Annotated in this window: 23 protein-coding genes; 13 read left to right on the top strand and 10 right to left on the bottom strand. The window is 28.3% G+C overall.

From position 1 onward, the window contains the following. Positions 1-11: 11 nt before the first annotated feature. From gyrB to dnaA, 5 genes are all read right to left on the bottom strand, one after another. Positions 12-1,940, bottom strand: a complete 1,929-nt coding sequence (gene gyrB, locus C7U55_RS03885; protein ID WP_048924107.1) for a DNA topoisomerase (ATP-hydrolyzing) subunit B — start codon at positions 1,938-1,940, stop codon at positions 12-14. Continuing rightward, the gene (recF, locus tag C7U55_RS03880) at positions 1,940-3,028 is read right to left on the bottom strand and encodes a DNA replication/repair protein RecF (protein WP_106987432.1); all 1,089 of its coding nucleotides are present in this window, start codon (positions 3,026-3,028) and stop codon (positions 1,940-1,942) included. The genes gyrB and recF overlap by 1 nt, the downstream gene beginning before the upstream one ends. Further along, positions 3,015-3,230: an RNA-binding S4 domain-containing protein gene (locus C7U55_RS03875; protein WP_106987431.1), complete on the bottom strand. Its 216-nt coding sequence runs from the start codon at positions 3,228-3,230 to the stop codon at positions 3,015-3,017. The genes recF and C7U55_RS03875 overlap by 14 nt, the downstream gene beginning before the upstream one ends. A 200-nt stretch (positions 3,231-3,430) precedes the next feature. Continuing rightward, positions 3,431-4,540 (bottom strand): DNA polymerase III subunit beta, encoded by a 1,110-nt coding sequence (dnaN, locus tag C7U55_RS03870; RefSeq protein ID WP_106987430.1) that lies wholly within the window; start codon positions 4,538-4,540, stop codon positions 3,431-3,433. Between the two features lie 143 nt (positions 4,541-4,683). Further along, positions 4,684-6,021, bottom strand: coding sequence for a chromosomal replication initiator protein DnaA (gene dnaA / locus C7U55_RS03865; protein WP_106987429.1), 1,338 nt, complete (start codon positions 6,019-6,021; stop codon positions 4,684-4,686). Positions 6,022-6,937: 916 nt separating this feature from the next. Between dnaA and rpmH the strand changes: the two genes are divergently transcribed. The 7 genes from rpmH (at position 6,938) to C7U55_RS03830 (ending at position 12,774) form a co-directional block, all read left to right on the top strand. After that, on the top strand, positions 6,938-7,072 hold the full coding sequence (gene rpmH, locus C7U55_RS03860) for a 50S ribosomal protein L34 (RefSeq protein ID WP_022002045.1): 135 nt from the start codon (positions 6,938-6,940) through the stop codon (positions 7,070-7,072). Positions 7,073-7,112: 40 nt separating this feature from the next. Next, a complete protein-coding gene (gene rnpA, locus C7U55_RS03855) occupies positions 7,113-7,454 on the top strand; it encodes a ribonuclease P protein component (RefSeq protein ID WP_106987428.1) in 342 nt (113 codons plus the stop codon). Then, positions 7,451-8,362, top strand: coding sequence for a YidC/Oxa1 family membrane protein insertase (locus tag C7U55_RS03850; RefSeq protein WP_106987427.1), 912 nt, complete (start codon positions 7,451-7,453; stop codon positions 8,360-8,362). The genes rnpA and C7U55_RS03850 overlap by 4 nt, the downstream gene beginning before the upstream one ends. A 14-nt stretch (positions 8,363-8,376) precedes the next feature. After that, positions 8,377-8,976 (top strand): Jag family protein, encoded by a 600-nt coding sequence (locus C7U55_RS03845; RefSeq protein ID WP_048924101.1) that lies wholly within the window; start codon positions 8,377-8,379, stop codon positions 8,974-8,976. A gap of 35 nt (positions 8,977-9,011) precedes the next feature. Next, positions 9,012-9,956, top strand: coding sequence for an AEC family transporter (locus C7U55_RS03840; RefSeq protein ID WP_106987426.1), 945 nt, complete (start codon positions 9,012-9,014; stop codon positions 9,954-9,956). A 646-nt stretch (positions 9,957-10,602) separates the two neighbouring features. Continuing rightward, the gene (gene ahpC, locus C7U55_RS03835) at positions 10,603-11,166 is read left to right on the top strand and encodes an alkyl hydroperoxide reductase subunit C (protein ID WP_106987425.1); all 564 of its coding nucleotides are present in this window, start codon (positions 10,603-10,605) and stop codon (positions 11,164-11,166) included. Positions 11,167-11,169: 3 nt separating this feature from the next. Continuing rightward, positions 11,170-12,774, top strand: a complete 1,605-nt coding sequence (locus tag C7U55_RS03830; protein WP_106987424.1) for an FAD-dependent oxidoreductase — start codon at positions 11,170-11,172, stop codon at positions 12,772-12,774. Positions 12,775-12,798: 24 nt separating this feature from the next. On the opposite strand, the gene C7U55_RS03825 is transcribed toward C7U55_RS03830, so the two are convergent. Beyond that, positions 12,799-14,454, bottom strand: coding sequence for a VanW family protein (locus C7U55_RS03825; protein ID WP_106987423.1), 1,656 nt, complete (start codon positions 14,452-14,454; stop codon positions 12,799-12,801). 161 nt (positions 14,455-14,615) lie between these two features. Between C7U55_RS03825 and mnmE the strand changes: the two genes are divergently transcribed. The 3 genes from mnmE to C7U55_RS03810 are packed head-to-tail and all read left to right on the top strand — an operon-like array spanning position 14,616 to position 17,000. Then, entirely contained in the window at positions 14,616-15,950 is a 1,335-nt protein-coding gene (gene mnmE / locus C7U55_RS03820) for a tRNA uridine-5-carboxymethylaminomethyl(34) synthesis GTPase MnmE (RefSeq protein ID WP_106987422.1), read from the top strand. Then, on the top strand, positions 15,916-16,173 hold the full coding sequence (locus tag C7U55_RS03815; RefSeq protein WP_239985150.1) for a hypothetical protein: 258 nt from the start codon (positions 15,916-15,918) through the stop codon (positions 16,171-16,173). Before mnmE ends, C7U55_RS03815 begins: the two co-directional genes overlap by 35 nt. A gap of 5 nt (positions 16,174-16,178) precedes the next feature. After that, complete coding sequence (locus tag C7U55_RS03810) at positions 16,179-17,000, top strand: mechanosensitive ion channel family protein (protein WP_106987421.1); 822 nt, start codon at positions 16,179-16,181, stop codon at positions 16,998-17,000. A gap of 46 nt (positions 17,001-17,046) precedes the next feature. On the opposite strand, the gene C7U55_RS03805 is transcribed toward C7U55_RS03810, so the two are convergent. Then, a complete protein-coding gene (locus C7U55_RS03805) occupies positions 17,047-18,162 on the bottom strand; it encodes a 5-methyltetrahydropteroyltriglutamate--homocysteine S-methyltransferase (RefSeq protein WP_106987420.1) in 1,116 nt (371 codons plus the stop codon). Between the two features lie 225 nt (positions 18,163-18,387). On the opposite strand from C7U55_RS03805, the gene C7U55_RS13510 reads away from it, so the two are divergent. The 3 genes from C7U55_RS13510 (at position 18,388) to C7U55_RS03795 (ending at position 21,073) form a co-directional block, all read left to right on the top strand. Then, positions 18,388-18,540 carry a hypothetical protein gene (locus C7U55_RS13510; RefSeq protein ID WP_155522374.1) on the top strand — a complete coding sequence of 51 codons (153 nt, stop codon included), beginning with the start codon at positions 18,388-18,390 and terminating at the stop codon, positions 18,538-18,540. Positions 18,541-18,799: 259 nt separating this feature from the next. Further along, positions 18,800-19,777: a hypothetical protein gene (locus C7U55_RS03800; protein WP_106987419.1), complete on the top strand. Its 978-nt coding sequence runs from the start codon at positions 18,800-18,802 to the stop codon at positions 19,775-19,777. A 78-nt stretch (positions 19,778-19,855) separates the two neighbouring features. Continuing rightward, positions 19,856-21,073 carry a restriction endonuclease gene (locus C7U55_RS03795; RefSeq protein WP_106987418.1) on the top strand — a complete coding sequence of 406 codons (1,218 nt, stop codon included), beginning with the start codon at positions 19,856-19,858 and terminating at the stop codon, positions 21,071-21,073. Between the two features lie 32 nt (positions 21,074-21,105). Here C7U55_RS03795 and C7U55_RS03790 read toward each other — a convergent pair whose 3' ends face one another. Genes C7U55_RS03790 through C7U55_RS03780 form a run of 3 tightly spaced genes read right to left on the bottom strand, consistent with a single transcriptional unit; the run spans position 21,106 to position 24,084 of the window. After that, a complete protein-coding gene (locus tag C7U55_RS03790) occupies positions 21,106-21,534 on the bottom strand; it encodes a very short patch repair endonuclease (protein WP_106987417.1) in 429 nt (142 codons plus the stop codon). Positions 21,535-21,546: 12 nt separating this feature from the next. Further along, positions 21,547-22,581 carry a hypothetical protein gene (locus C7U55_RS03785; RefSeq protein WP_106987416.1) on the bottom strand — a complete coding sequence of 345 codons (1,035 nt, stop codon included), beginning with the start codon at positions 22,579-22,581 and terminating at the stop codon, positions 21,547-21,549. 12 nt (positions 22,582-22,593) lie between these two features. Next, positions 22,594-24,084 carry a Sau3AI family type II restriction endonuclease gene (locus C7U55_RS03780; RefSeq protein WP_106987415.1) on the bottom strand — a complete coding sequence of 497 codons (1,491 nt, stop codon included), beginning with the start codon at positions 24,082-24,084 and terminating at the stop codon, positions 22,594-22,596. Positions 24,085-24,128 lie beyond the last annotated feature (44 nt).

Genomic DNA, 24,128 nt, shown 5'->3' with positions numbered 1-24,128 from the left:
TTCTACTCCTTCTAAATATCTAAATCAGTTACATATTTCGCATTTTCTTGAATAAATTCTCTACGAGGTTCAACTTTTTCACCCATTAAAACATCAAAAATCATATCTGCTTCCATTGCTTCATCTAACTCAATACGATTTAAAATACGATGTTCAGGATCCATTGTTGTTTCCCATAATTGATCCGCATTCATTTCTCCTAAACCTTTATAACGTTGAATTGAATACTTCGCACCTTCACCAAGTTTTGTTCTTAAATCATCAAGTTCTTCGTCACTATATAAGTAATGTTCTTCTTTTCCATGTTTTAATAAATAAAGTGGAGGTTGAGCAGCGTAAACAAAACCACCTTCAATTAAAGGTTTTAAATAGCGATATAAGAACGTTAACATTAAGATACGGATATGACCACCATCGACATCGGCATCGGTCATGATAACAATTTTATGATAACGTAATTTATTAATATCAAAATCTTCACCAATACCTGTACCAAAAGCAGTAATCATACTACGGATCGTATCACTTGATAAAACACGATCTAAACGTGCTTTTTCAACGTTTAAGATTTTACCACGAAGTGGTAAAATGGCTTGAATACGACGATCACGTCCCATCTTTGCACTACCTCCGGCAGAATCCCCTTCGACAATGAAGATTTCACATTCGCTCGCATCTCTTGATGAACAGTCCGCTAATTTTCCAGGCAATGATGTAATTTCCATTCCTGTTTTTCTTCTTGTCATTTCACGTGCTTTTTTCGCAGCTAAACGTGCATGAGAAGCAACAATTGCTTTTTCTACAATAATTTTGGCAGTATCTGGATTTTCTAACAAGAATTGATCTAATGATTTAGAAATAATACTTGAAGCAATTTTTCTTACTTCCGCATTTCCTAATTTTGTTTTTGTTTGTCCTTCATATTGTGGATCAGGGTGTTTAACTGAAATAATGGCTGTTAACCCTTCACGACAGTCTTCTCCTGATAAAGCATCATCTTTTTCTTTTAAGAAGTTTCCCTTTCTTGCATAATTATTGATGACACGTGTAAGGGCTAAACGGAACCCTTCTTCATGAGTCCCACCTTCATGAGTATTGATGTTATTACAGAAAGAATAGATGTTTTCTTGGTAACCATCATTATATTGCATAGATACTTCAATCTTAATATCATTTTGCATATCTTCTACATAAATGATTTCATCGTGGATCGGTGTTTTATTTTTGTTGATATAAGCAACGTATTCCTTAATACCACCTTCATACATATAATCATGTTCACGATTTTGACCATCTCTTAAATCTGTTAAACTAATTCTTAACCCTTTATTTAAGAAAGCAAGTTCTCTAATTCTTTGTCTCAACACTTCATAATCATAAGTTGTTGTTTCTTTAAAGATTTCAGCATCTGCTTTAAAAGTAACTTTTGTTCCTTGTTTATCTGTTGGACCTACTTCTTTTAATGGTGCAACAGGTGTTCCCCCATTTTCAAATCTTTGATAATATTCTTTTCCTTCACGATAAACATTAACTTCTAACCATGAAGATAAGGCATTGACAACAGAAGCCCCAACACCATGTAGACCACCGGAAACTTTGTAGCCACCGCCACCAAATTTCCCACCAGCATGTAATACCGTAAAAATTGTTTCTACTGTTGATTTACCAGTTTTGGCGTGTTTTCCTGTTGGCATCCCACGTCCATCATCGATAACTTCAACGACATCATCATCTTTTAAAATAACTTTAATATGACTTGCATATCCCGCTAAAGCTTCATCAATCGAGTTATCTACGATTTCCCATACAAGGTGATGTAACCCACGAGATGATGTTGTTCCTATATACATACCTGGTCTTTTTCTTACGGCTTCAAGTCCTTCTAAGACCTGAATGTCAGATTCATCATAGCTATGTTGTACTTTATTTTCTTCTGCCATTATTGTTTCTCCTTGCGATTTATATTAATCTTCTTTGCTTCTTTGATGACATGATGTTCTATTCCATCAATAGAAGTTGTTGTAATAAAAGTTTGAATACGATTATTCAAAATATCTAACAATTTCGTTTTTCTTTGATCATCAAGTTCTGATAAAACATCATCTAATAAAAGAATTGGGTATTCCCCTATTTCTTCTTTTATCAATTCAAGTAAAGCAATCTTGATACTTAAAACAATTGTTCTTTGTTGTCCTTGAGAAGCATATTGATGTGCACTTTTTCGATCAATCATTATTTTCATATCTTCTTTATGAATTCCATGAGTCGTACTTAAATACTTTAAATCCCTTGAAAATTCTTTTTTATATAATTTTAATAATTCCTCTTTATCTTTCTTTTTAATAAAACAAAGATAATGCAAATCAACATATTCCTCATTATCAGCAATAGATTTATAAACATCTTTTACATTTTTAGAAAGACGTTCAATAAAATTTTCTCTTTTTTCTATAACCTTTAATTGAACATCTACCATTTGTTCATCTATTGTTTCTAGATAATCATCATATTTTCCGTTTTTCTTACTTAATAATTTAAGATACTGATTTCTCTCTTTTAATAAACGATTATACTTAGCAAGATAAAAAGCATAAATAGGTGATATTTTAGATAATTCTAAATCAATAAATTTTCTTCTGGTACTCGGTGATCCTTTTACTAAAGAAAGATCATCTGGTACAAATACCACCACATTTAAATAACCGACATATTCAGATATCTTTAAAACATCTTTTCCATCAATCTTTGCTTTTTTATTTTCTTTAGATAAAACAAGCTCTGCTTGATGATTTCTTTGATTAGAATAAATATTTCCCTTTACCTTTGCAAAATTATAATCAAATTGAATCATTTGATCATTGATATGAGTTCTAAAAGATCTACAAACAGATAAAAGATAAATAGCTTCTATAATATTTGTTTTTCCTTGTGCATTACCACCAATTAAAATGTTAATACCTTTATCAAATTCAATAAAAAAATGATCATAATTTCTAAAATGAGAAAGTTCTAAATTATTGATAAGCATTTATAATATAATGTTCTCCATTTACTTCCACTTCATCTTGATTATGAAGTTTCTTTCCTCTTCTTAATTCAACTTCACCATTTACTTTTACTTGACCATCTTTAATGACTATTTTTGCTTCAATGCCACTTGATACCACATTAACAAATTTTAAAAATTGGTCTAGCTTAATATATTCATCTCTTATTGGTATTTCTTTCATAATAACCCTTCTTTTCTATATAATTGTACTCAATAAGTATATCATAAAAATGACAAAAATTCAAAATTTTGCGTTATATTCGTTATTTTTATTTTCTAACACAAAAAATCATTTTCTATAAAAAAGCTCTTAAAATAAAAATTAGTACCACTAGAAACAAAGATACCCTAAAAAAACTAAAAAAAAGAAGCTTTCGCTTCTTAATATGTTCTTACTGGTAAAACAAGTTGTAATAATTCATCAGAATCAAAATCTTTGATAATGAATGGTTTCATTTCTCCAGTAAATGAGATCTTAACTTTTTCTCCACTAAATGATTTAATCGCATCATTTGCATATTTACTACTAAATGAAATCGTAAGTGGTTCACCTTTATAGAAAGATGTAGATAAGTTTTCTTCTACAGATCCAATTTCTTGTTGATAAGAAGATAAAATAACTTGTTCATTAGACATATCTAATTTAACAATATTATTTTGTTCATTTAATAATAAAGAAACACGATCAATCGCATTTAATAAATCAGAACGATTAATATCTAATTCATAATCAAATTCTAAAGGAATTAAACGTGTTGTATCAGGATAAGATCCATCAATCAAACGTGTTTGAATAATATTTTTACCTAAAACAAATAATACTTTACGATCAGAAACATAAAGTTCAATAGATTCATCAACTTCAATAATCTTACTAATTTCATCTAAACTTAATTTAGGAATAGTGATATTAAAAGTAACATCTTCATCAATAGAAATAATTTTCTTAGCTAAACGATAACTATCTGTAGCAACACATTCTAAAACATGATCATGAGCTTTAAAGTTAATACCAGTTAAGATAGGTCTTGTTTCTTTATCACTCGCTGCAAATTTTGTTTCACCAATAATATTTTTTAAAACAAGTGAACTCATAATAAAATGTGTTCCTGTTTTGCTTAAATCAATTCTAGGATATTCCACTGCATCTGTTCCATTTAAGCTATATTCAATTTGACTTCCTTTAATACGTGTAAGTAATCCATCAATAATTTCAATTTCAATATCATCACTATTGATTTTTCTAACGATATCAAAAATATAACGGCTATTTAAAACAACAGCCCCTTCTTTAATAATTTCTAAATCATCATCTTGATCAATAATTGTTTGAATTGTAATATCACTATCACTACCTGTAAGAATTAATTGATCAGATTTTAAATCAAATTTAATTCCTGTAAGTACAGGTAAAGGACTACGAACAGAAACGGCTCTGGTTGCTTTAGATAAAGCGTTTAATAATTTTAATCTTTTAATTTTAAAATGCATACTGACCTCCTATATTTATATAATTAAAAAATAAGTTATTACTACTATTAGCATGTGAACAATGTGAACAAATACAAATTATCTTGTATTTATCAATGTTTTTTATATGAATAGTAATGTGCATTTCATGTTGATATTGTGCACTAGAGTGTGCCTAACTTTTGTTTGATCTTATCAACAGCAAGTTTATAATCTGGATCTTTCTTGATTTTAGTTTCTACTCTTTTACAAGCTTTCATAACGGTTGAGTGATCTCGGTTAGAGAAAGTCACACCGATTTCACTAAATGTGACATCAAGTAATTCTCTCATTAAATACATACATATTTCACGAGGAGTTACTAAGTTACGGGTTCTATTTTTAGAAATAATTTGACTAATTGTAAGATAGTAGAACTCGGCTGTTGTTTTTAAGATAAATTCTTTTGTAAGTGGTTCTTGTGCTTTTTTTATAGTTTTTTGATCTTTGAAGACTTCAGAAGCAAAATTCATATCTATGTAATTTGTTTGTTCCATGATACTACAGAAGAATAAACGTTTTAATTGACCTTCTAAAGAACGAATATCATTACAATAATTCATAACCATGAAGTCTAAAACATCATCTGTAATAACTAAATCTGTATTACCTAGATTTTCAATTTTCTTTTCTAAGATTGCTTTTGCAGTTTCAAATTCTGGTGGATCAATTCCAAAGGATAAACCAGATTTAAAACGACTGATTAAACGTTCTTCAATACCTTGTAATTCGTCAGGCATTTTATCGCTCGTAATAACGATTTGATGATTACTATTAATAATTTCATTAAAGATATGAAAGAACATTTCACTACTTTTTTCTTTACCAAATAAAAATTGAATATCATCAATTAATAAAATATCAATATTACGATAATAACTATAAATATCATCAGTTGTATTTGTTTTAATTGAATTAATGATTTCATCAACAAAATCTTTAGAAGTAATATAACGAACAACTAAATCAGGATTTGTTTCTTTCGCACGATTTCCAATAGCGTTCAATAAATGAGTTTTTCCTAGTCCTGGATGACTATATAAAAATAATGGATTGAAGTTCTTTCCAGGATTTGTGGAAACAAGTAAAGCCGCATTTTGTGCCATACGGTTTGAATTACCCACAATAAAGTTAGAAAAAGTCATATCTGGATGAAGATGACTATCAATTTTAGGAACTTTCTTTTGTTTTAACTTCTTTTTATTATATTCTTCTTTTGAAAGAACATTAATTGTGATCGGTTTAGAGAAAGAATTAGAAAGAATCGATTCAATTTCTGATTGCTTTTCTAAAATAGGATCAATATTCCATTGTAAATCTGTTGTTATTGTGACTTTATTATCTTCAATTGCTTCTAGAGTTGCTGGTCTAAATAGTGAATCTAACATAATCTTATCTTCAACTATGTTCTGTTTTTCTAAAGTGTCTACACAAGATGTCCAAATTTTGTTTAAATCTTGCACTTTTTTCAACTCCTTTTCGCCTCAATTATATATAAGAAAGAACAACTTTGAAAGCAAAAAAAACCTGTCCACAGTTCGTGCACAAGTTTGTTCACAAAAAAAGTGACCTATAACAACAATTTAAAGTACTTATTCACATTATTCACAAAATAAAAAATTCATATGAATTTTATTCTTTGTGAACTTTGTGCATGATGTATGGAATAAAAAACAATGTGCACAGGGAAGTTCACAAAGAAAAAGTGCTTGATATCATCATAATTTTCACTCATTCACATGTATGAATAACTTCATTCACCCTGTGAATTAAAGCGTGAATAACCAAGAAGATTGTCGAAGTGTTAAGAAATTGTAAATTCACATTGTGAATTTTATAAAAAACGCGTATTTTAGGCAAAAAATGCACTTTTCTTAATACCAGTAAAGTAAACATTTTTATATAAAGTCACAATTGAATGTGCACATTGTTGTGTCTCTAAGAAAGAATTGTGAATTTATAATAGAAATCAAGCTTTTTTAAGGTTTTTTTTGTAAAGTTTTAAATTTAGTACAATTTTGATATGTGAATTTAAGAAAATTTGTTAAGAAAAGATAAATTCACAATGTGAATATTTAAAAAAAGTGTGTCTTTTTGGTTATTCACACTAAAAATAAGTATGTGATTATGAAAATGAAGTTAAATTATACAAAGTTCACATTTAGAAAGTGAATTTCTTTAGATAAAGAGAGTGCACCAATAATTGTGAACAACTTTTCAAGGATGAAAATAAAGTAAGGAAGCAATGTAACGATAAAAAAAGTAGAATAATCGGTTAGAAATATAGAATTTAGAATTGACTTGTCACAATAATTCATATAAAATATGAGGGCATATGTTATTTGTATAAAAAGAAAATGAATTTTGGAGGTGTAAAATATGAAAAGAACATATCAACCAAATAAAAGAAAAAGAGCAAAAACTCATGGTTTTAGAGCTAGAATGGCAACTGTTGGTGGAAGAAAAGTAATCGCACGTCGCCGTAAAAGAGGAAGAAAAGTATTAACTGCTTAATTTAAAATCCACTTTACGGTGGATTTTTTTCTAAAATTTTATGAAAAAAGAATTTAGAGTAAAAAGAAATGAAGATTTTAGCAAGATCATTGCTAGAAAAAAGAGTTTTGCGAATTCTTGTTTTATTATTTATAAAGATGAAAATCAAATGGGCCACGGACGCGTTGGTATTTCTGTAAGCAAGAAATTAGGAAATGCTGTTACTAGAAATAAAATCAAAAGACAGTTACGCATGATGATTCAAGAATGTTTTCATTTTGATGAAGAATTTGACTATATAGTAATTGTAAGAAAAAGATTCTTAGATAATACATATATAGAAAATAAAAAAGAATTAGAGTATTTGTACAAAAAAGTAAAGAGAAAGGAGATCAGCAAATGATCTTAGATAACAAAACTAAAAAATATTTTAAAATTATTTGTTTAGTTTTATTTGTTGTAGCCCTAACTGGATGTACAGCAAATCTTGATTCAAGTGGTAAACTGATTGCTAAAAGAGCAATTAATTTAAACACACCATGGTCTATGAAGTCAGGAATTTTTGATTTCTTATTAGTTATTCCTATTTCTAAAAGTATTATTTATTTAGGAGATGTTTTATTAAATAATATTGCTTTAGGTGTTGTATTAATTACTATTTTAATTAATATTATCATTTTACCAATTATGATTAAATCGACAGTATCTCAACAAAAGATGCAATTGATTCAACCAGAAATGGAAAGAATTCAAAATAAATATAAAGGTAGAAAAGATCAAACTTCTCAAATGAGAATGTCTGCAGAAATTCAAGCTTTATATAAGAAAAATGATGTCAGTATGTTGGCTTCATTTACAACATTCTTAACATTACCAATTATGTTTGCAATGTGGCAAGCGGTTCAACGTATTGAAATCTTATATCAAACAAATATGTTTGGTATTAACTTAGGTGCTAAACCAATCGATCACGTATTTAAATTCGAGATTGCCTATATTGTATTACTTGCCATTGTTGCTTTAACTCAATATTTTGCGATGAAAATCAACACAATCATGTCAAAAAGAAATCCAAAATATAGAGAAACATCACAAATGCAATCAATGAACATGATGAATAATTTCATGACATTATTTATCATTTACTTTGCAGCAATTATGCCTGCAGCAATGTCACTTTATTGGATGACAACAAACATTATTACAATTGTTAGAACATGGTATATTTATATTTACCATGTTGAAAAAGCGCAAAAAGAAGTTGATCAAGCAAATACAAATTATTTAACAAAAAGACAAAATAAAAAATAAATAGAGGTATTTATATGAAAACTTATACTGGAAAAACAGTAGATGATGCTGTAAGTAAAGCATGCCTTGATTTAGGTGTAACAATTGATCAATTAAATTATGAAGTTACTTTAGAAACTAAAGGTTTATTTAGTAAAAAAGCTGAAATTGCTTGTTGGACAGTAGAAATGGTTCAAGAATATATTGAAAATCTTATAAGAAAAATCTTAACAGATATGCAATTTGAAGTAGAAACTGTTTCTTATGTTCAAGATGGTAGAATTTATTGCAATATTAATACAAGCAATAACTCTATTTTAATTGGTAAAGCTGGTGTTATTTTAAGAGCAATTAACTTAATTATCAAAAATGCTGTAAGTACAACATTTAAAAAACGTTTAGAAGTAAGTGTTGATATCAATGGCTATAAAGAAGAACGTTATAAAAAAGTTGCAAGTATGGCAAGAAAATTTGGTAAAACAGTTTTAAGAACAAAAGCTGATTTAAAATTGGATCCTATGCCTGCAGATGAAAGAAAAGTGATGCATCAAGAAATTGCGAAGATGGATCATTTAAAGACTGAATCTAAAGGTGAAGGAAAAAATAGATATATGACAATCTCATATGTAGATTAAGCCGCAAATGCGGTTTTTTCTTTAGGGAGGAAATAATGGAAAATTTAATTTTTAGTTTAAATGCGACCGTGCCTGTTTTTGCGATGATTGTATTAGGAATGTTTTTTAAGAAGATAGATATTATTGATGACGTTTTTGCTTCTAGAATGAATAAGTTTGTTTTTTTAATTCCCCTACCTGTCTTATTATTTAAAGATCTAGCAACTTTAGATTTTAAGACAATTTGGGATACGAAGTTTGTTCTATTTTGTTTTTTCATTACAATTTTAAGTATTTTAATTGTTACTTTACTTTCTTTTTTATTAAAGAATAAACAAAATCAAGGGGAATTTATTCAAGCAAGTTATCGTAGTTCGGCAGCTTTACTCGGTATTGCCTTGATTCAAAACGTCTATGGAAAAGCAACCATGGCGCCTTTAATGATTATTGGGAGTGTCCCTTTATATAATATTATGGCCGTTGTCGTCCTTTCTTTCTTTTCACCTGAAAGAAAAGGATTAAGTAAAGAAGTTTGGCTTAAGACAATCAAAGGTATTTTGACAAACCCAATACTTATTGGAATTGTAGTTGGTATTCTATGGTCTTTACTTCATTTACCAATGCCAACGATGTTAGATAAGACCGTGACTTCGATTGGAAATGTAGCTACTCCATTAGGTTTAATGGCGATGGGAGCAACTTTTAATTATAAAGAAGCCCTGGGTGATTTAAAACCAGCATTATGTGCTGCATTCATTAAGTTATTCGGCTTCTGTGCAATGTTTCTACCCTTAGCTATCTATTTAGGGTTCCAAGGAGAACAGCTCATAGCTATCCTTGTTATGCTTGGTTCAGCAACGACTGTTTCATGCTTTGTTATGGCTAAAAATATGGGACATATAGGAATACTTACTAGTACAGTAGTCATGTTAACAACCATCTTTAGTGGATTTTCTATAACAATGTGGCTTTATATTTTAAAAGGAATGGGACTTCTTTAGAGGCTGTAACGAAATAAAATATTGATATAGTCCAGCAAAAAAGACAATGTTGCCAGTATTATACTGATGTACATTGTCTTTTTTTGTAGTGTGCCGGGCATGGCACTAGATAAACCAACCACAGGTATTTACCGCCAAGTGTAATGAACCACAAGTTGTTGTCAGTGATGATAAGGATAAAGGAAGTGATGTAGTGATTCCTTTGAGCGTACGAACAGACTTCACAAGAAGAGGATTGAAAAATACAAAAATGGAATTTCTCGTTGTATATTTGGGTTATAATTTGAGAAAATATCATAAATATAGATTGAAGAAAGAAAAATCAACATAATCAAAAGGTCTTCTTAACTAAAAAGTATGTACTTACAAATAAATAAAAAGTATATAAAAATCAGGTTACATCTCGCTAAAATAGCTGAAGATGTTTTTTTATACGAAAAACAAAGAAAAAGAAGCCAAACGAAACGAAATTAACTTCTTAAAAAATTATTTCGTTACAGTCTCTTTTATTTTTGCAATAAATGGACATAATATATATGTATTAATAAATAATAACAATAATTATTACTATTTATATTGATAATTCTAATTTTTAGTGTTATGATAAACACATAAGTTAGCAAGAGCTAACCAAGGAGGAGATTATATGTCATTAATTAATAAAGAAGTAAATGATTTTGAAGTTAAAGCATTTCAAAATGATGAATTTAAAACAGTTAAAAAAGAAGATATTTTAGGAAAATGGAGTGTATTTTTCTTTTATCCAGCAGATTTTACGTTTGTTTGCCCTACTGAATTAGAAGATTTATCAAACAAATATGAAGAATTTAAAAAAGTAGATTGTGAAATCTATTCAGTATCTACTGATACTCATTTTGTTCATAAAGCATGGCATGATAGTTCAAAACGTATTTCTAAAATTGAATACCCTATGTTAGCAGATCCTACTCATGCCTTATCAAAAGATTTTGAAGTATTAATTGAAGAAGACGGTTTATCTGAAAGAGGTACATTTGTTGTTAATCCTGAAGGTAAAATTGTGGCTTATGAAGTCAATGCTGGTAATGTTGGTCGTAATGCAGACGAATTATTGAGAAAAGTGCAAGCTTGCCAATTTGTTTATACTCACGGAGATGAAGTATGTCCAGCAAAATGGGAACCAGGTAAAGAAACATTAAAACCAAGTTTAGATCTTGTAGGACAATTATAGTTTATGGAACAAACAATTTATGATGCCATTGTTATAGGTGGAGGGCCTGCAGGTTTAACTGCAGCTCTTTATTTAGCAAGAGCAAATAATCGTGTTCTTGTTATTGAAAAAGAAACATTTGGTGGACAAATTACTATTACATCTGATGTTGTTAATTATCCTGGTATTTTAAAAACAAGTGGAAAAGAATTGACAGAATCGATGAGACAACAAGCTCAAGATTTTGGAGCTGATTTTGTGTTAGCTGAGGTTCAAAAGATTGAAGATGATGGGGATTTTAAACAAGTAAAAACGACAAGAGGAACATTTAAGTGTTTTGGTATTGTTATAGCGACAGGTGCTCACCCAAGAAAAGCAGGTTTTATTGGTGAAGAAGAATTTAAAGGGCATGGTATTGCCTACTGTGCAACGTGTGATGGTTCATTTTTTGAAGGAAAAGAAATATTTGTTGTAGGTGGTGGCTATGCTGCTGCAGAAGAAAGTGTTTTTCTTACCAGATATGCAAAACATGTCACTATTTTAATAAGAGAAGATGACTTTAGTTGTGCTTCTTCTATTGCTTCGTTAGCAAAAAATCATGAAAAGATAACTGTTTATACAAATGTTGAAGTACTTGAAGTCAGTGGTCATACGTATTTAGAATCTTTAAAGTATCATAATAAAAAAACAAATGAAGTGATTGAATATCATGCAAATGAAAATGATACTTTTGGTGTTTTTGTCTTTGCGGGTTATCAACCGAATACATCTCTTGTAAAAGATATTGTAGAACTCAATGAATCTGGTTATATCGTTACTGATCAAAATCAAAAAACAAATAAAGAAGGTATCTATGGAGCTGGTGATGTTTGTATTAAAGAATTGCGTCAAGTCGTTACAGCGGTAAGTGATGGTGCAAAAGCAGCCACATCATTAGAAAAATATGTTGAAAAAATGCATCAAAAAACGGGAATAATACCAAAAATTCCTCAAGTAAAAAAGGAAGAACAGGTAACTGTTAATAACGATTCATTACTTGATGAACACATGCTTTCACAATTACAAGCTGTTTTTTCACGTATGGAAAATCCAATTATTCTTAAATTATTACTCAATGAAAGTACGTTATCCAATGAATTAAAAGGATATATGGAAGCATTAGCATTACAAACCGATAAAATAAAAATAGCTATAGAAAAAACAAATCAAGAGATTCCTTCTGTCAATATTTGTTTAGAAGATGGTACATGGAGTGGCTTAACTTTCCATGGTGTACCTGGTGGACATGAATTCACCTCTTTCATTCTAGGAATTTATAATGTTGCAGGACCAGGACAAAAGATAGAACAAACTTATTTAGAAAGAATAGATAAAATAAATAAAGAGATTAATATAAAAATTATAGTTTCTTTATCTTGTACGATGTGTCCAGAACTCGTTACTTCAGCTCAAAGAATAGCTTCGTTAAATAAACAAATAACAACGGAGGTCTATGATATTCAACACTTTAAACAACTTAAAGATCAATATCAAATCATGTCAGTACCATGCATGGTTATTAATGATCAAAAAGTCGTTTTTGGAAAAAAGAATATCGAACAAATTTTAGAAATCATTGAAAATGTATAAAAAAAACGAGCATTGCTCGTTTTTTTATTGTGCTGTCGTTTCTGAGGGTTCAATCGTTGTTTCAGGTTGAGTTGGTTCAGTATTTGGAGTCGTTTCAGGGGTTGTTTCCTCCGGTGTAGAAGGTTCTGTTGTTTCAGGTGTTGTTTCTTCTGGTGTTTCTACCTTCATTGTACCAACAGCAATTAAAGCATCATGACCTTTATAATAACTATTTGCTTCTTTAGTTTTAGAAATCAGATTTCCATTTTTATCATAAACAAGACGATAAGAGACAGCTCTTCCCCCGTTTGAACCAGCTGTTCTTGTTACTTGTTGACCTTCTGGAATAGTATCATCATTTTCATATTTGGTATTAAAACCAACATCTCCAGTTTTTTCACTGGTAAATTTTACGTAACTTCCATCGACATCAGTTCCAATAATTTTACAAGTTAATTTACTTTTTGCATAACTTGCTTCAATTTTAATTGGATAATCACGATTATTTTTAAATTTAAAATCAGGACCACCCCATGATACAGTAGCATCTCTACCAATTGGAACATAACTTGAAATATATGTGTGATTTGATCTTTTTGTTACTTTTAAATTAGCAAGAACAACAGCGTTATATAAAGTTGAAGAAGTTTGACAAACCCCTCCTCCTACTTCTTGGACTGTTTCTCCATTTAAATAAGCACCTGCTTCACCAAAACCATTTTCTTTTGTTCTTTTTCCAACAGTTTGGTTATAAGAGAATTCTTCCCCTGGAAGTAAAATAACATTACATTTTTCTCCCGCTAAACGTACATTATTTTTTCTTACCGAAGAACCACTTACATTTGTTGTATATTCTCCTAAAATATCTTTAAATAAATTCTTTTCTAAATCTTCTTTTGTAATAGAAGGAACAATTGCTTTACAAGCTATTGTAAATTCTTCTCCTTCTTTTGCTTTATTAAAAGCTTTAATAGAATCATCTAGATTATATTTAGCGCCATATTGTTCAGCTACAATTTTATAATCATTATCTTTATCTAAAGTCGCATTCTTTCCTTCTTTAGATAAAGATTTATAAATTGTTTTCATAACACTTTCATTTTCAGTTACAGATGAAGGTTCAATTGTGAATGTCTTTTTAAAATCATAATTATTTAATGCTGTTTCAATAGCATCATAAACATCTTTTTGTTGAACAGCTTTTCCACTTTTACCTTTAGTAAAAATGACTTTTGTTTTTTCTACTTTATAAGATGTAGGAACTAAAGTAGAATCTTCTAATATTTTAGAATCTTTGATAGCTTGATTAAGTGTTTTTTTATCTTTTATATTAATAGAAATATTTTCATTATGATTTAACAAATAATGATAACCTTTCGTAAAGAAGTTATTATATTTCTTTTGAATAGCAGATACTTCTTTATCAATATCGATTGTGACATTATTTGTCATATCAATTTGATATTTCTTACCATCAGCTTTTAAATTAAATAAAAGATATTCTTGATCTTTTTTATATTGTTTTTCAAGAAGACTAACGACTTCATCTTTAGACATATTATTCACTTTAATGCCATTGATAGTCATATTTTTGATAAAACCATTGCCAGATGCTAGAAAACATAAAATGATATAAATAACTAATATCACTCCTATAACAGCACCTCCGATTATAGGAACTTTTTTATTCAGCTTTTTCATTTTTTCACCCCTATTTGTACATAATAATATATGATTAAAATATAGAAATCAATCGAAAAAAATCATATATCAAAAATAAAAAATATTTGTTATAATGAGGGAGTTATTTATTGATAAAATCAACAAATTAAGATAGTATCAAGAAGAAAGGTGGTATGAAAATGAATGATGATATTATTGTTGCAGTAGCAACATCAAGACTAGAAGCAGCAATTTCAATTATCCGTTTATCAGGAAAAGATGTTATTGCATTTGTTCAACAGTTTTTTACAGGAAAGATTATAAATAAAGAGAGTCATACCATTACATACGGTTATATAAAAGATAATGGTGAAAAAATAGATGAAGTATTAGTAAATATCTACCGTGGGAAAAGAACTTTTACTGGAGAAGAAATGGTTGAAATCAATTGCCATGGTGGTGTTTATATTACAAATAAAGTAGTTGATCTTTGTTTACATCATGGAGCAAGACTGGCAGAACGTGGTGAATTCAGTAAACGTGCTTTTTTAAATGGGCGTATTGATTTATCACAAGCAGAAGCTATTAGTGATATTATTACGGCTAAAAATAGTTATGCTTCTTCTCTTGCTTTAAAAGGAATTCAAGGAAGTATTAGTCATTTTATTAAAGATTTAAAAGAAGATTTAATTCAAATTATTACGCAAATTGAAGTCAATATTGATTATCCCGAATATGAAGATGTAGAAGAATTAACAGCAGATAAGCTTTTACCAATGTCTACTTCTTTGATTGAAAAGATGAATAAAATCATTGAAGATTCTAAAAATATTAAATTATTAAAAGAGGGAATTCAAACAGCTATCATTGGTAAACCCAATGTTGGTAAATCTAGTTTATTAAATGCGATGTTAAAAGAAGAAAAAGCGATTGTCACAAATATTGCTGGAACAACAAGAGATGTCGTTGAAGGATCAGTAACAGTAGATGGTATTTTATTAAATATGATCGATACAGCAGGAATTAGAGAAACAGATAATATTGTAGAAAGTCTTGGGGTTGAAAAATCAAAAGAAATGATTAAAAAAGCAGATCTTGTTTTATTAGTTATTGATGGAAGTAAAGAACTTGATCAAGAAGATCAAAAGTTACTTGAACTTACAGAAGATACAAATCGTATTATTATTATTAATAAAGCAGATTTAGGTAAGAAAGTTGATTTAGAAGGAATTGAAATATCGGCTAAAGAACAAGATATTTTAGCGCTTACTAAAGAAATTAAAAAGAAATTTAATTTAGGACTTATAAGTAATCAAGAAGAATATTATCTTACTAATGCTAGACAAACACAATTATTAGAAAAAGCAGCTTCTTCTTTACAAATAGCAATTGATGCGATGAAGATGTCTATACCATCAGATCTTATTGTAGAAGATCTTTATGATAGTTGGTCTTGTTTAAAAGAAATATTAGGAGAACAAGCAAAAGAAGATTTATTAGATGAATTATTTAAACGCTTTTGCATCGGTAAATAAGATGAATACAAATGAAATATTAGCACAAAGATTTTATCGTTTTTTTAAGTATACAAGGAATGTAGCATTAATTGCGTTTATTGTTTTCTTTATATTAAATGCAATTAATACAGGAAATAGTATGTTATATTGGATTTGTTATGGATGTTTAATGGTTTCTATTGTAGGAGCAATGCAATCAGTTTTGTTGTATGTTCTTTCAAAGTATTATAAAAAGAGGTAATTTGAATGGAAAAAGTATTTGAACAAATTGATAATTTGTTTGTAAATGGGGTTATTAATGGCATTATTTCAATTATTATTGCTGGGATTGTTTTAATTGCAATCAATAAATTATTAAATAAGTTTATTAAAAAGAAATGGCCTGATAATTATGTTTTACAAAAAAGAATTAAAAAGATTATTCTCATTACAATCTTTTTAGCAATTGTATGTAGTGAAGTGAAGTTTTTAAAATCATTTGCGACTGCCTTACTTGCATCTGGAGGAATCTTTGCCGTAGTTATTGGACTTGCCAGTCAAGAAGCTGCAGGTAATCTTATTAATGGTGCCATGATTATGGCTTATAAGCCTTATAAGATTGGTGATTTTATTGTTGTTACAGGGCATAATGTTAGAGGAACTGTTATTGATATTTCACTTAGACATAGTGTTATTGAAACATTAGAAAAAACGCAAATGATTGTTCCTAATGATATTATGAATAAAGCAATTATAGAAAATATTTCACAAATTGAACATGTTAAAGCAAATTATCTTTATATCGATATTTCTTATGAAAGTGATATAGATCAAGCAATCAAAGTGATTCAAGATCTTGTTGTAAAACATCCTTTATTCATTGATGGAAGAAAAGATAAAAAGGATCCATTAGTCCCTGTGATTGTTTCTGATTTAAAAGATAGCAGTATTCAATTAAGAGCAACAATTACAAGTGAAGATAATGTACAAGGTTTCCAAATGCTGGCAGATATTCGTAAAGATTTAGTCACTGAATTTAAAAAGGAAGGTATTGAAATACCTTACCCTCATATGCATATTGTAAAATAGTGTAAAAAAGGAGAAAACATGGATTATCATGCTATTCTCCTTTTTTTTAATCTCCCCATACTTCTTCAGCAATTTCTTTAACAAGTTTAAGTTTAGCCCATTGTTGTTCTTCTGTTAATTTATTACCAATCTCACATGAAGCAAAACCACATTGAGGACTTAAATATAAACGTTCTAAAGGAATATATTTAGTTGCTTCATAGATTCTTCTTTTAACAAGTTCTTTATCTTCTAAATCAGGTTTCTTTGTTGTAATAAGACCTAAAACAACTTTCTTATCTCCTGATACTTTCTTTAATGGAGCAAAACCACCAGAACGATGATCATCATATTCTAAGAAATAAGCATCTACATTTTCTTCACCAAAGAGTAAATCAGCTACACCATCATAAGCTCCTGAACTAAAGTAAGTAGAATGATAATTTCCTCTACATACATGAGTATTAATTGTTAAATCTACAGGTGCACTTGCAACAACTTTATTATTTAAATCTAATAGAAGTTGTTTATATTTTTCTAATTCTTCTCCTTTTCTTCCTGTTAAACTTACAGCAAGTTCAGGATTAACCATACCACCCCATACACAATCATCAAATTGTAATTGACGGCATCCAGCGTGATAAATTTCTTGAACAAATTCATTGTATGCTTTAACAACATCATCCCCAAAAGCTTCTTCACTACCATAGATTTCTAATGCTTTATCTAATAATTCAGCTCCAGTGAAATAAGCATAGAATTGACCAGGTGAAGGAATTGTTTGTTTAGCTACAGTATTTTCATCTTCTAACGCTTTAACAAATTTAAAATGTTCAACAAAAGGATGATCTTTACAAGAAATCTTTCCTGTCATAAAAGTATCATCAATCATAGCAGCTTCACCATCAAACGTTTGATTGCCATCTACAGTCTTTTTATGTTCAACCCCTTCAAATCCCCACATAAAGTCTAAATGCCACGTAGAACGTCTAAATTCACCATCTGTGATGGTATGATAACCTAATTCTTTAAGTTTATTTACAAGTTCTACAATACATTCATCTTCTACTTTAGTAAGTTCTTCTTTAGTTATATTATTTAATTCATAATTTTTTCTAGCTTCTTTTAATCTTTCAGGACGTAAAAAACTTCCTACAAATTCATATCTATTTAATTGACTCATATCATTTATTCCTTTCAAACTATATTTTTATTTTATCAATCAAAACATAGTTTGAATAATATAAATAATAGGTACTTTGTTATAGTTTTAAACTATATTCACCATTGTGCATTATGCACAAATGTATGCAATATTCTCATAACCTCAACACATATAATTTTTAAATTTTCTTACATATAATATAAGTAACAAAAGGGATATAAAATATTAAGGAGGAACAAAAACATGTGTGTAAACTACTATTCATATTTAACAACTAATCAAGCAGATTCTCAACCAGGTTGGGCTAAAAAAGACAGATTCGATTCAAGCAACACAACATTATCAAAAATTAAAAATCACGTTGTTAAAAACTATTTCTCTAAACTATTTAAATAATATATAATATTGAAAAACCTGCACGAGATGCAGGTTTTTTAGTACATAATTATGTACTAAGTAATTAAAAAGATAAGTAGCGCATATGTTAGATGTCTCTATTAGAAAATGTAAGGACATTTAATTAAAAATTTTATAATAATTACGCATCGTTATTGAAATTATATGCTGTGTAATTAATCATAATTATTGAAAAAATATAGTGATTATTATAAATTTGTAAAGAAAAATTTAAATATTATTTTTTGGAGGAATAGAAGTGGAAGATAAAGAAAATGATAATGAATTTAATATAATTGACGTAGGAAGATTAATTGTTTCATCTTTAGAGAGATATACTGAGCTTATAGAAACTATTAGGCAAAACACAGAAAAAATGATGATTTCTTTACAACCTTTTTTAAAAGCTCTTTCAGAAAAAGTCGTTAATATAAATTTTAAAGGTTTAACAGATGCTCTATTAAAGTTTTCTGAAGCATTAAATAATCCAAATAGCTTTTTTAGTTATGAATCATATAAAAATGATTTAGAAAACTACTACTGGGTTTGGCCATACAAAATGGATGCAGTTCAATTAAAAGAAATTTTAACTAATAATAAAGATGAAACATCTTTTGACAAAATTATGATTAAATATTTTACTAAAGAGAAAACAAATCAAATGATAACGGATATTTCAAATAATCTTCCAAAAAAACATAAAGTAATATTCAAACAAGCGATTAATTCATTTAATAATAAAGATTTTGCAATTGCTAATATGGTATTTTATTCTATTATTGAGGATTTATTAGCCGGTTATACACAAAATAAAGGAAACAACACTAGAAATACAATTCTTAATCCAGTTGTTGATTATTATTGCCGATATCAAATAAATGAGGTACCGTTCATATTCGAATTATGCTTGTTATCAAATTGTATAAATTACATTTATAAGCAATATGACTTTAATAGTAATGAGCAACCATCTAATCATAAAAAGGTATCTAGACATTTATCTCAACATGGAAAAAAATATTCAAATCAAAAAATTGATTGTTTGTTACTATTAAATTGTATATATAAGATTATTTATTTTGAAGATATTTTAAAGCCATTTAAAGGATTACTTGTGAGAAATAAAGATAAGTCTAAAAGAGATGAAAAATTTATGATTAATAAGGATAAAATGAATTTACTTGATAAGAGAGTTCATAAATTTTTAGATATAACAAAGAAGGATGAGAAACAATAACATTTATTCATGATAACGATTATTTTTGTGCATAATGGATGTTTATCTGATAGAATATTCAAATAGAAGGTGATAACGATGGAAGTAAAATTTGAAGATTTAGGTAAGATGGACCTTATAGTGGATACAATATATAAAGGTGGTAAAAATGGTAATACTGGTGATGATCCATTATCTAAAATTTTTCCAAAATTAGGTAATATGAGCGGTTTTAGAAAAGTAAAAAGAAAAGATGATCCTACAAAGTTTGCATACTGTGTTTTATATACATCAATGTCAGAATTGGAATGGCCAGATTATTTAGATGAAGAAACCGGTATATTTAGATATTATGGGGATAATAGAAAACCAGGAAGACTTTTAACAAATACTAAACAGGGTGGAAATAAATTGTTGGAACAAGTATTTTCTAATCTTAATTTTAATAAAAATTTAAAAGATATTCCGCCTTTCTTTATATTTAAAAAAGCAACAGAAGGAAGAGATGTCCAATTTTTAGGATTAGCAGCACCTGGAAATCCTAATATTTCACCTGATAAAGATTTAATTGCATTTTGGAGAACTATAGGAGATAACAGATTTCAAAATTATGAATCATACTTTACTATTTTGGATACAAAAGATGAATCTATCAGTTATGACTGGCTGGTAGCATTATGTGAAGATTATGAAAATAGTATAGAGAAAGCTCCAGAAGCATGGAAAAAATTTCAAAAAAACGGAAGAAATGGAATAGACGCTTTAAAAGCACCGAAAATTTTTAAGATTCCAAGTAGATACGAACAATTGCAATGTGATGAAGAAGGTAAGCTTTGTATAGAAAAAATATTAAAACATTACAATGATAGACCGACAGAATTTGAGCTATGTGCAACGCATATAGTTTCAATGATGGATAGAAATTTTGAAAGTTTCTCTTTGACAAGACCATGGAGAGATGGAGGCAGAGATGCTATAGGATACTATAGTATAAGCACAGGAAATAAGGCCAATTTCCCTTTAAAAATAGACTGCGCATTAGAAGCTAAATGTTATTCACTAAATCATGGAGTTGGTGTAAAAAATATGTCACGTTTAATTTCTCGAATAAGATATAGACAATTTGGAATATTGATAACAACAAGTTACGTAGATAGTCAAGCTTATAAGGAAGTTGTTGAAGATGGTCACCCAATTTTGATTATAACTGCTTCTGATATAGCTTATATATTAAGGAGAAATTCGATAACTAGTGATAATATCGATGGTTGGTTAAATAGTATTGATAATAGCACACAAAGAAATTATCAATTATAAATATAAAAAGCAAGTGCGACTGTACTTGCTTTTTAAACATTTCTATCTTCAATTGTATAGATTATTTCATCTATACATTGATTACAATACTTTATTACATCGTTACTCCAAAAATGTATTGGATACCAATCCATTTGTCTTAATAATTTATCATTTCTTAAATCCCTATCAATATTTTCTTGTATTTTTTCAATCCAATAATCTTTATTATTTTTTAATTTATTTTTTCTTTGTTCAAAATCTTTACCATGCCAAAATTCACCATCTATAAAAATTGCTATTCTATATTTAGTTAAAGCAATATCTGGAGATCCAGGCAATGCCTTATAATTCAATCTGTATCTATATCCTCTATGCCATAAAGACTTAGCTATCATAACTTCAGCAGAATTTCTTTTAGTTTTGACATGAGACATTCTTTTAGAAATTTCTGGAGATGTTTTTAATTGTTGATGTTTCATAAATAGATTTTTTTATTCGAAGGGATTATACAAGTATTCATTGATGATAGTTATTTTTTTATGCATCTCTTTTTTTAAGATATCGATTTTATTAGAAATATCATTCATGTTTTTTACAGGTTTTATAATTTCCATATCGATTGAATTTTCATAAGCTTCTTTTTCTTCTTGTAATTTTATTAATTCTTCAAAATCATCATTATATTCATTGATCATTGTATGAACTGCATCAAAGGCATTTTTGTAGTTGTTTTCTGTAAAACTATTTTCGTCTATATCTATAGGTATAATCATAACAGGAACGGTAATATTATGATTGTTTACATTTTCTTTGAATTCTTTAATAGCTTTATCTAAATAAACTATTTGGTCACTTAATAATGTTTTTAATAAACCAGTCGAGCAAATATAAACATATAAATCGATTTTTGCACCTTTATTCATAGCGGCAACTAACCTAAACATATCTTTGTAAAGCATTGCCCAGTTTCCAAATTGGATTTCTCCTATAATATTAAAAGAAGTTGAGGGAACGATTAGGTCTTTTGTGTATTTGTCATTTTCATATTTAGACATATATCTTTCCCATTCTTTTTTTCTTTCTGAGTCACTGAAATATTTTTCAAAAATTTCAGGACCTTTTTTTCTGGCTTCTAAACCGTAACAATAATTCCAAAAATTATAATAATTAGTTTCCTTGTCATAAATAGAAAAATCAAAATCTGATTTTTGACTTAAAGGAATAAAACTACCATTAATAACTGATGTTTCAAAATTTATATCTTTGATAATTGACATACTTTTTCTAATGGAAGTATTTAAGGATTTAGCATTAATACCAATAGGTGCACTGACTTTTTCTCTTTCGTTGATTCCTAGTATCAATGTTGAGTTAAGAGAATCTATAATCTGATTTATACTTTTTTTGTGAAGAATATAAATATCTTCACCCCTATTAAAATATTGAATTTTATTTTTGACAACATGTAGCTCAACGCTTCCTTTTAAATATTTATTTTTTTTAGATAACTTTTTTAAATCATTCATAATTTAACTCCTTTACTTATATTTTAGTTGCTTAAGTATGTAATCGTTATTGATCCAAAAACTATGTGTAGTCATCCATTGACCGTCTGGTAATTCATTAGCATCTCTATTAATATTTCCTTGAGAATATCCATTGTTTAATTTGAAAGCTGCTTTTTGAGCATGTGGACGTATATGGATAATAGGGTTATCAGATTTTTTAGGTAAATCATTTTTAATACAATTACTTGTTTTTGTAAATGTAACACCTGTTATGATTTTTTCTTGAATAGCTAACCATCCGTTTTTTACTGTTTCTTCTAGGTCATTATAAGGCATGTTCCACATTTGTGCGCCTAAAAGATTATATGTTTTTCCATTTGATTTAAAGATTACAAATAAGAATTTAGTTGTTGAAAAATACTCATGAATAAAAGAAGTCTCCCATTTTTCATTTGCTAATTCTTTGTATTTAAATGTTGGGAAAGATATGCTTTCTCTATTCTTTCCGTTTTCCTCTAATCGAATAGCTTTTACTTTGACATTAGCCTTTTCAAATTCTTCTGCATGATTTCCTTTGATACCTAGCATACGGTAGGATAAATCAATCCATTGAGATTTGTTATTGTTATATTCTCTATCGAATAGAGAACATAATTCTTCATCGGTTTTGTTTTTATAATGATTGATTTTATTAATAATTATTTGTTCAAAGGATAAATGTTTAAGTTCATCTATATTTTTAATGATAGATTCATTTTCTAATTTATGAGTTAAAACATAGTCTTGTAACACATGTGTCATATAACTATTTTTTAAACAAAACGCTCTCTTTTTAGCAGGTATATGGTTTCCATAATATTGTTCGCGCCAACTACTTTGGGCTGTACTCCCTTTTGTACATGCTCCTAAATAATATGTATCACTTTCGCTTAATTCATGAGCTTTTCCCTCTTTGATTTTTTGAGTTATAACTTTATAGTCATTGATAATGATTTCTAAATCTTCAGGAGGCGGTGTAAATAAATTTACATACTTGATTCGATTATCTAATCTATTTTTTGATTTATCTCTTATGTATTGTACAAGAAGAATATTCTTTATTTTTTCATATACATGACTTTTATAAAAATCTTCCTCTACAGGATCAGTATAAGAAATCATGGTAATAACTAAACGTTCCCCTGCTGTTAGAGTTCCATCTTTTTTTATATCGATAGGTGTTTGTTTGATTTCTACACCTATTTTATCTAAATCAGCATTTTGATTAGAATTTGGTTCATATCCAAAATAAAATTTTTCAATAATATTTCCTAATTGTCCTTTTGAATTTTCTGATGTTAATAATTTATCGTTTTTTAAACTATTTATAAATTCTAAAGGGCGATTCATTTTTTTGCCCTTTTCAGCATCAGCAAGATATTTTTTACATTCAACAAGAATATCTCTAAATGTTAAATCTTCTATTTTTTTTGCATAATTCAAGACGCTGTTTATATTAGTGTCATCATAATCGAAAAGCATTTTTATCACCTCAGTAAATATTCTTATTAGTTAATTATATTATA

The organism is Faecalibacillus faecis (assembly GCF_003024675.1).
GTDB lineage: Bacteria > Bacillota_I > Bacilli_A > Erysipelotrichales > Coprobacillaceae > Faecalibacillus > Faecalibacillus faecis.
The sequence above is the reverse complement of the archived record's forward strand: the minus strand, read 5'-3'. Positions and strand labels throughout refer to the sequence as shown.

Bases quoted from the DNA above. Each gene is read 5' to 3' on its own strand.
- C7U55_RS03845 (WP_048924101.1), top strand. From the start codon at position 8,377: ATGAAAACTTATACTGGAAAAACAGTAGATGATGCTGTAAGTAAAGCA.
- dnaN (WP_106987430.1), bottom strand. From the start codon at position 4,540: ATGCATTTTAAAATTAAAAGATTAAAATTATTAAACGCTTTATCTAAA.
- C7U55_RS03875 (WP_106987431.1), bottom strand. From the start codon at position 3,230: ATGAAAGAAATACCAATAAGAGATGAATATATTAAGCTAGACCAATTT.
- ahpC (WP_106987425.1), top strand. From the start codon at position 10,603: ATGTCATTAATTAATAAAGAAGTAAATGATTTTGAAGTTAAAGCATTT.
- rpmH (WP_022002045.1), top strand. From the start codon at position 6,938: ATGAAAAGAACATATCAACCAAATAAAAGAAAAAGAGCAAAAACTCAT.
- C7U55_RS03825 (WP_106987423.1), bottom strand. From the start codon at position 14,454: ATGAAAAAGCTGAATAAAAAAGTTCCTATAATCGGAGGTGCTGTTATA.
- mnmE (WP_106987422.1), top strand. From the start codon at position 14,616: ATGAATGATGATATTATTGTTGCAGTAGCAACATCAAGACTAGAAGCA.
- C7U55_RS13510 (WP_155522374.1), top strand. From the start codon at position 18,388: ATGTGTGTAAACTACTATTCATATTTAACAACTAATCAAGCAGATTCT.
- recF (WP_106987432.1), bottom strand. From the start codon at position 3,028: ATGCTTATCAATAATTTAGAACTTTCTCATTTTAGAAATTATGATCAT.
- C7U55_RS03785 (WP_106987416.1), bottom strand. From the start codon at position 22,581: ATGAATGATTTAAAAAAGTTATCTAAAAAAAATAAATATTTAAAAGGA.
- C7U55_RS03780 (WP_106987415.1), bottom strand. From the start codon at position 24,084: ATGCTTTTCGATTATGATGACACTAATATAAACAGCGTCTTGAATTAT.
- C7U55_RS03840 (WP_106987426.1), top strand. From the start codon at position 9,012: ATGGAAAATTTAATTTTTAGTTTAAATGCGACCGTGCCTGTTTTTGCG.
- C7U55_RS03810 (WP_106987421.1), top strand. From the start codon at position 16,179: ATGGAAAAAGTATTTGAACAAATTGATAATTTGTTTGTAAATGGGGTT.
- C7U55_RS03805 (WP_106987420.1), bottom strand. From the start codon at position 18,162: ATGAGTCAATTAAATAGATATGAATTTGTAGGAAGTTTTTTACGTCCT.
- C7U55_RS03795 (WP_106987418.1), top strand. From the start codon at position 19,856: ATGGAAGTAAAATTTGAAGATTTAGGTAAGATGGACCTTATAGTGGAT.
- rnpA (WP_106987428.1), top strand. From the start codon at position 7,113: ATGAAAAAAGAATTTAGAGTAAAAAGAAATGAAGATTTTAGCAAGATC.
- C7U55_RS03815 (WP_239985150.1), top strand. From the start codon at position 15,916: ATGAATTATTTAAACGCTTTTGCATCGGTAAATAAGATGAATACAAAT.
- gyrB (WP_048924107.1), bottom strand. From the start codon at position 1,940: ATGGCAGAAGAAAATAAAGTACAACATAGCTATGATGAATCTGACATT.
- C7U55_RS03790 (WP_106987417.1), bottom strand. From the start codon at position 21,534: ATGAAACATCAACAATTAAAAACATCTCCAGAAATTTCTAAAAGAATG.
- C7U55_RS03850 (WP_106987427.1), top strand. From the start codon at position 7,451: ATGATCTTAGATAACAAAACTAAAAAATATTTTAAAATTATTTGTTTA.
- C7U55_RS03830 (WP_106987424.1), top strand. From the start codon at position 11,170: ATGGAACAAACAATTTATGATGCCATTGTTATAGGTGGAGGGCCTGCA.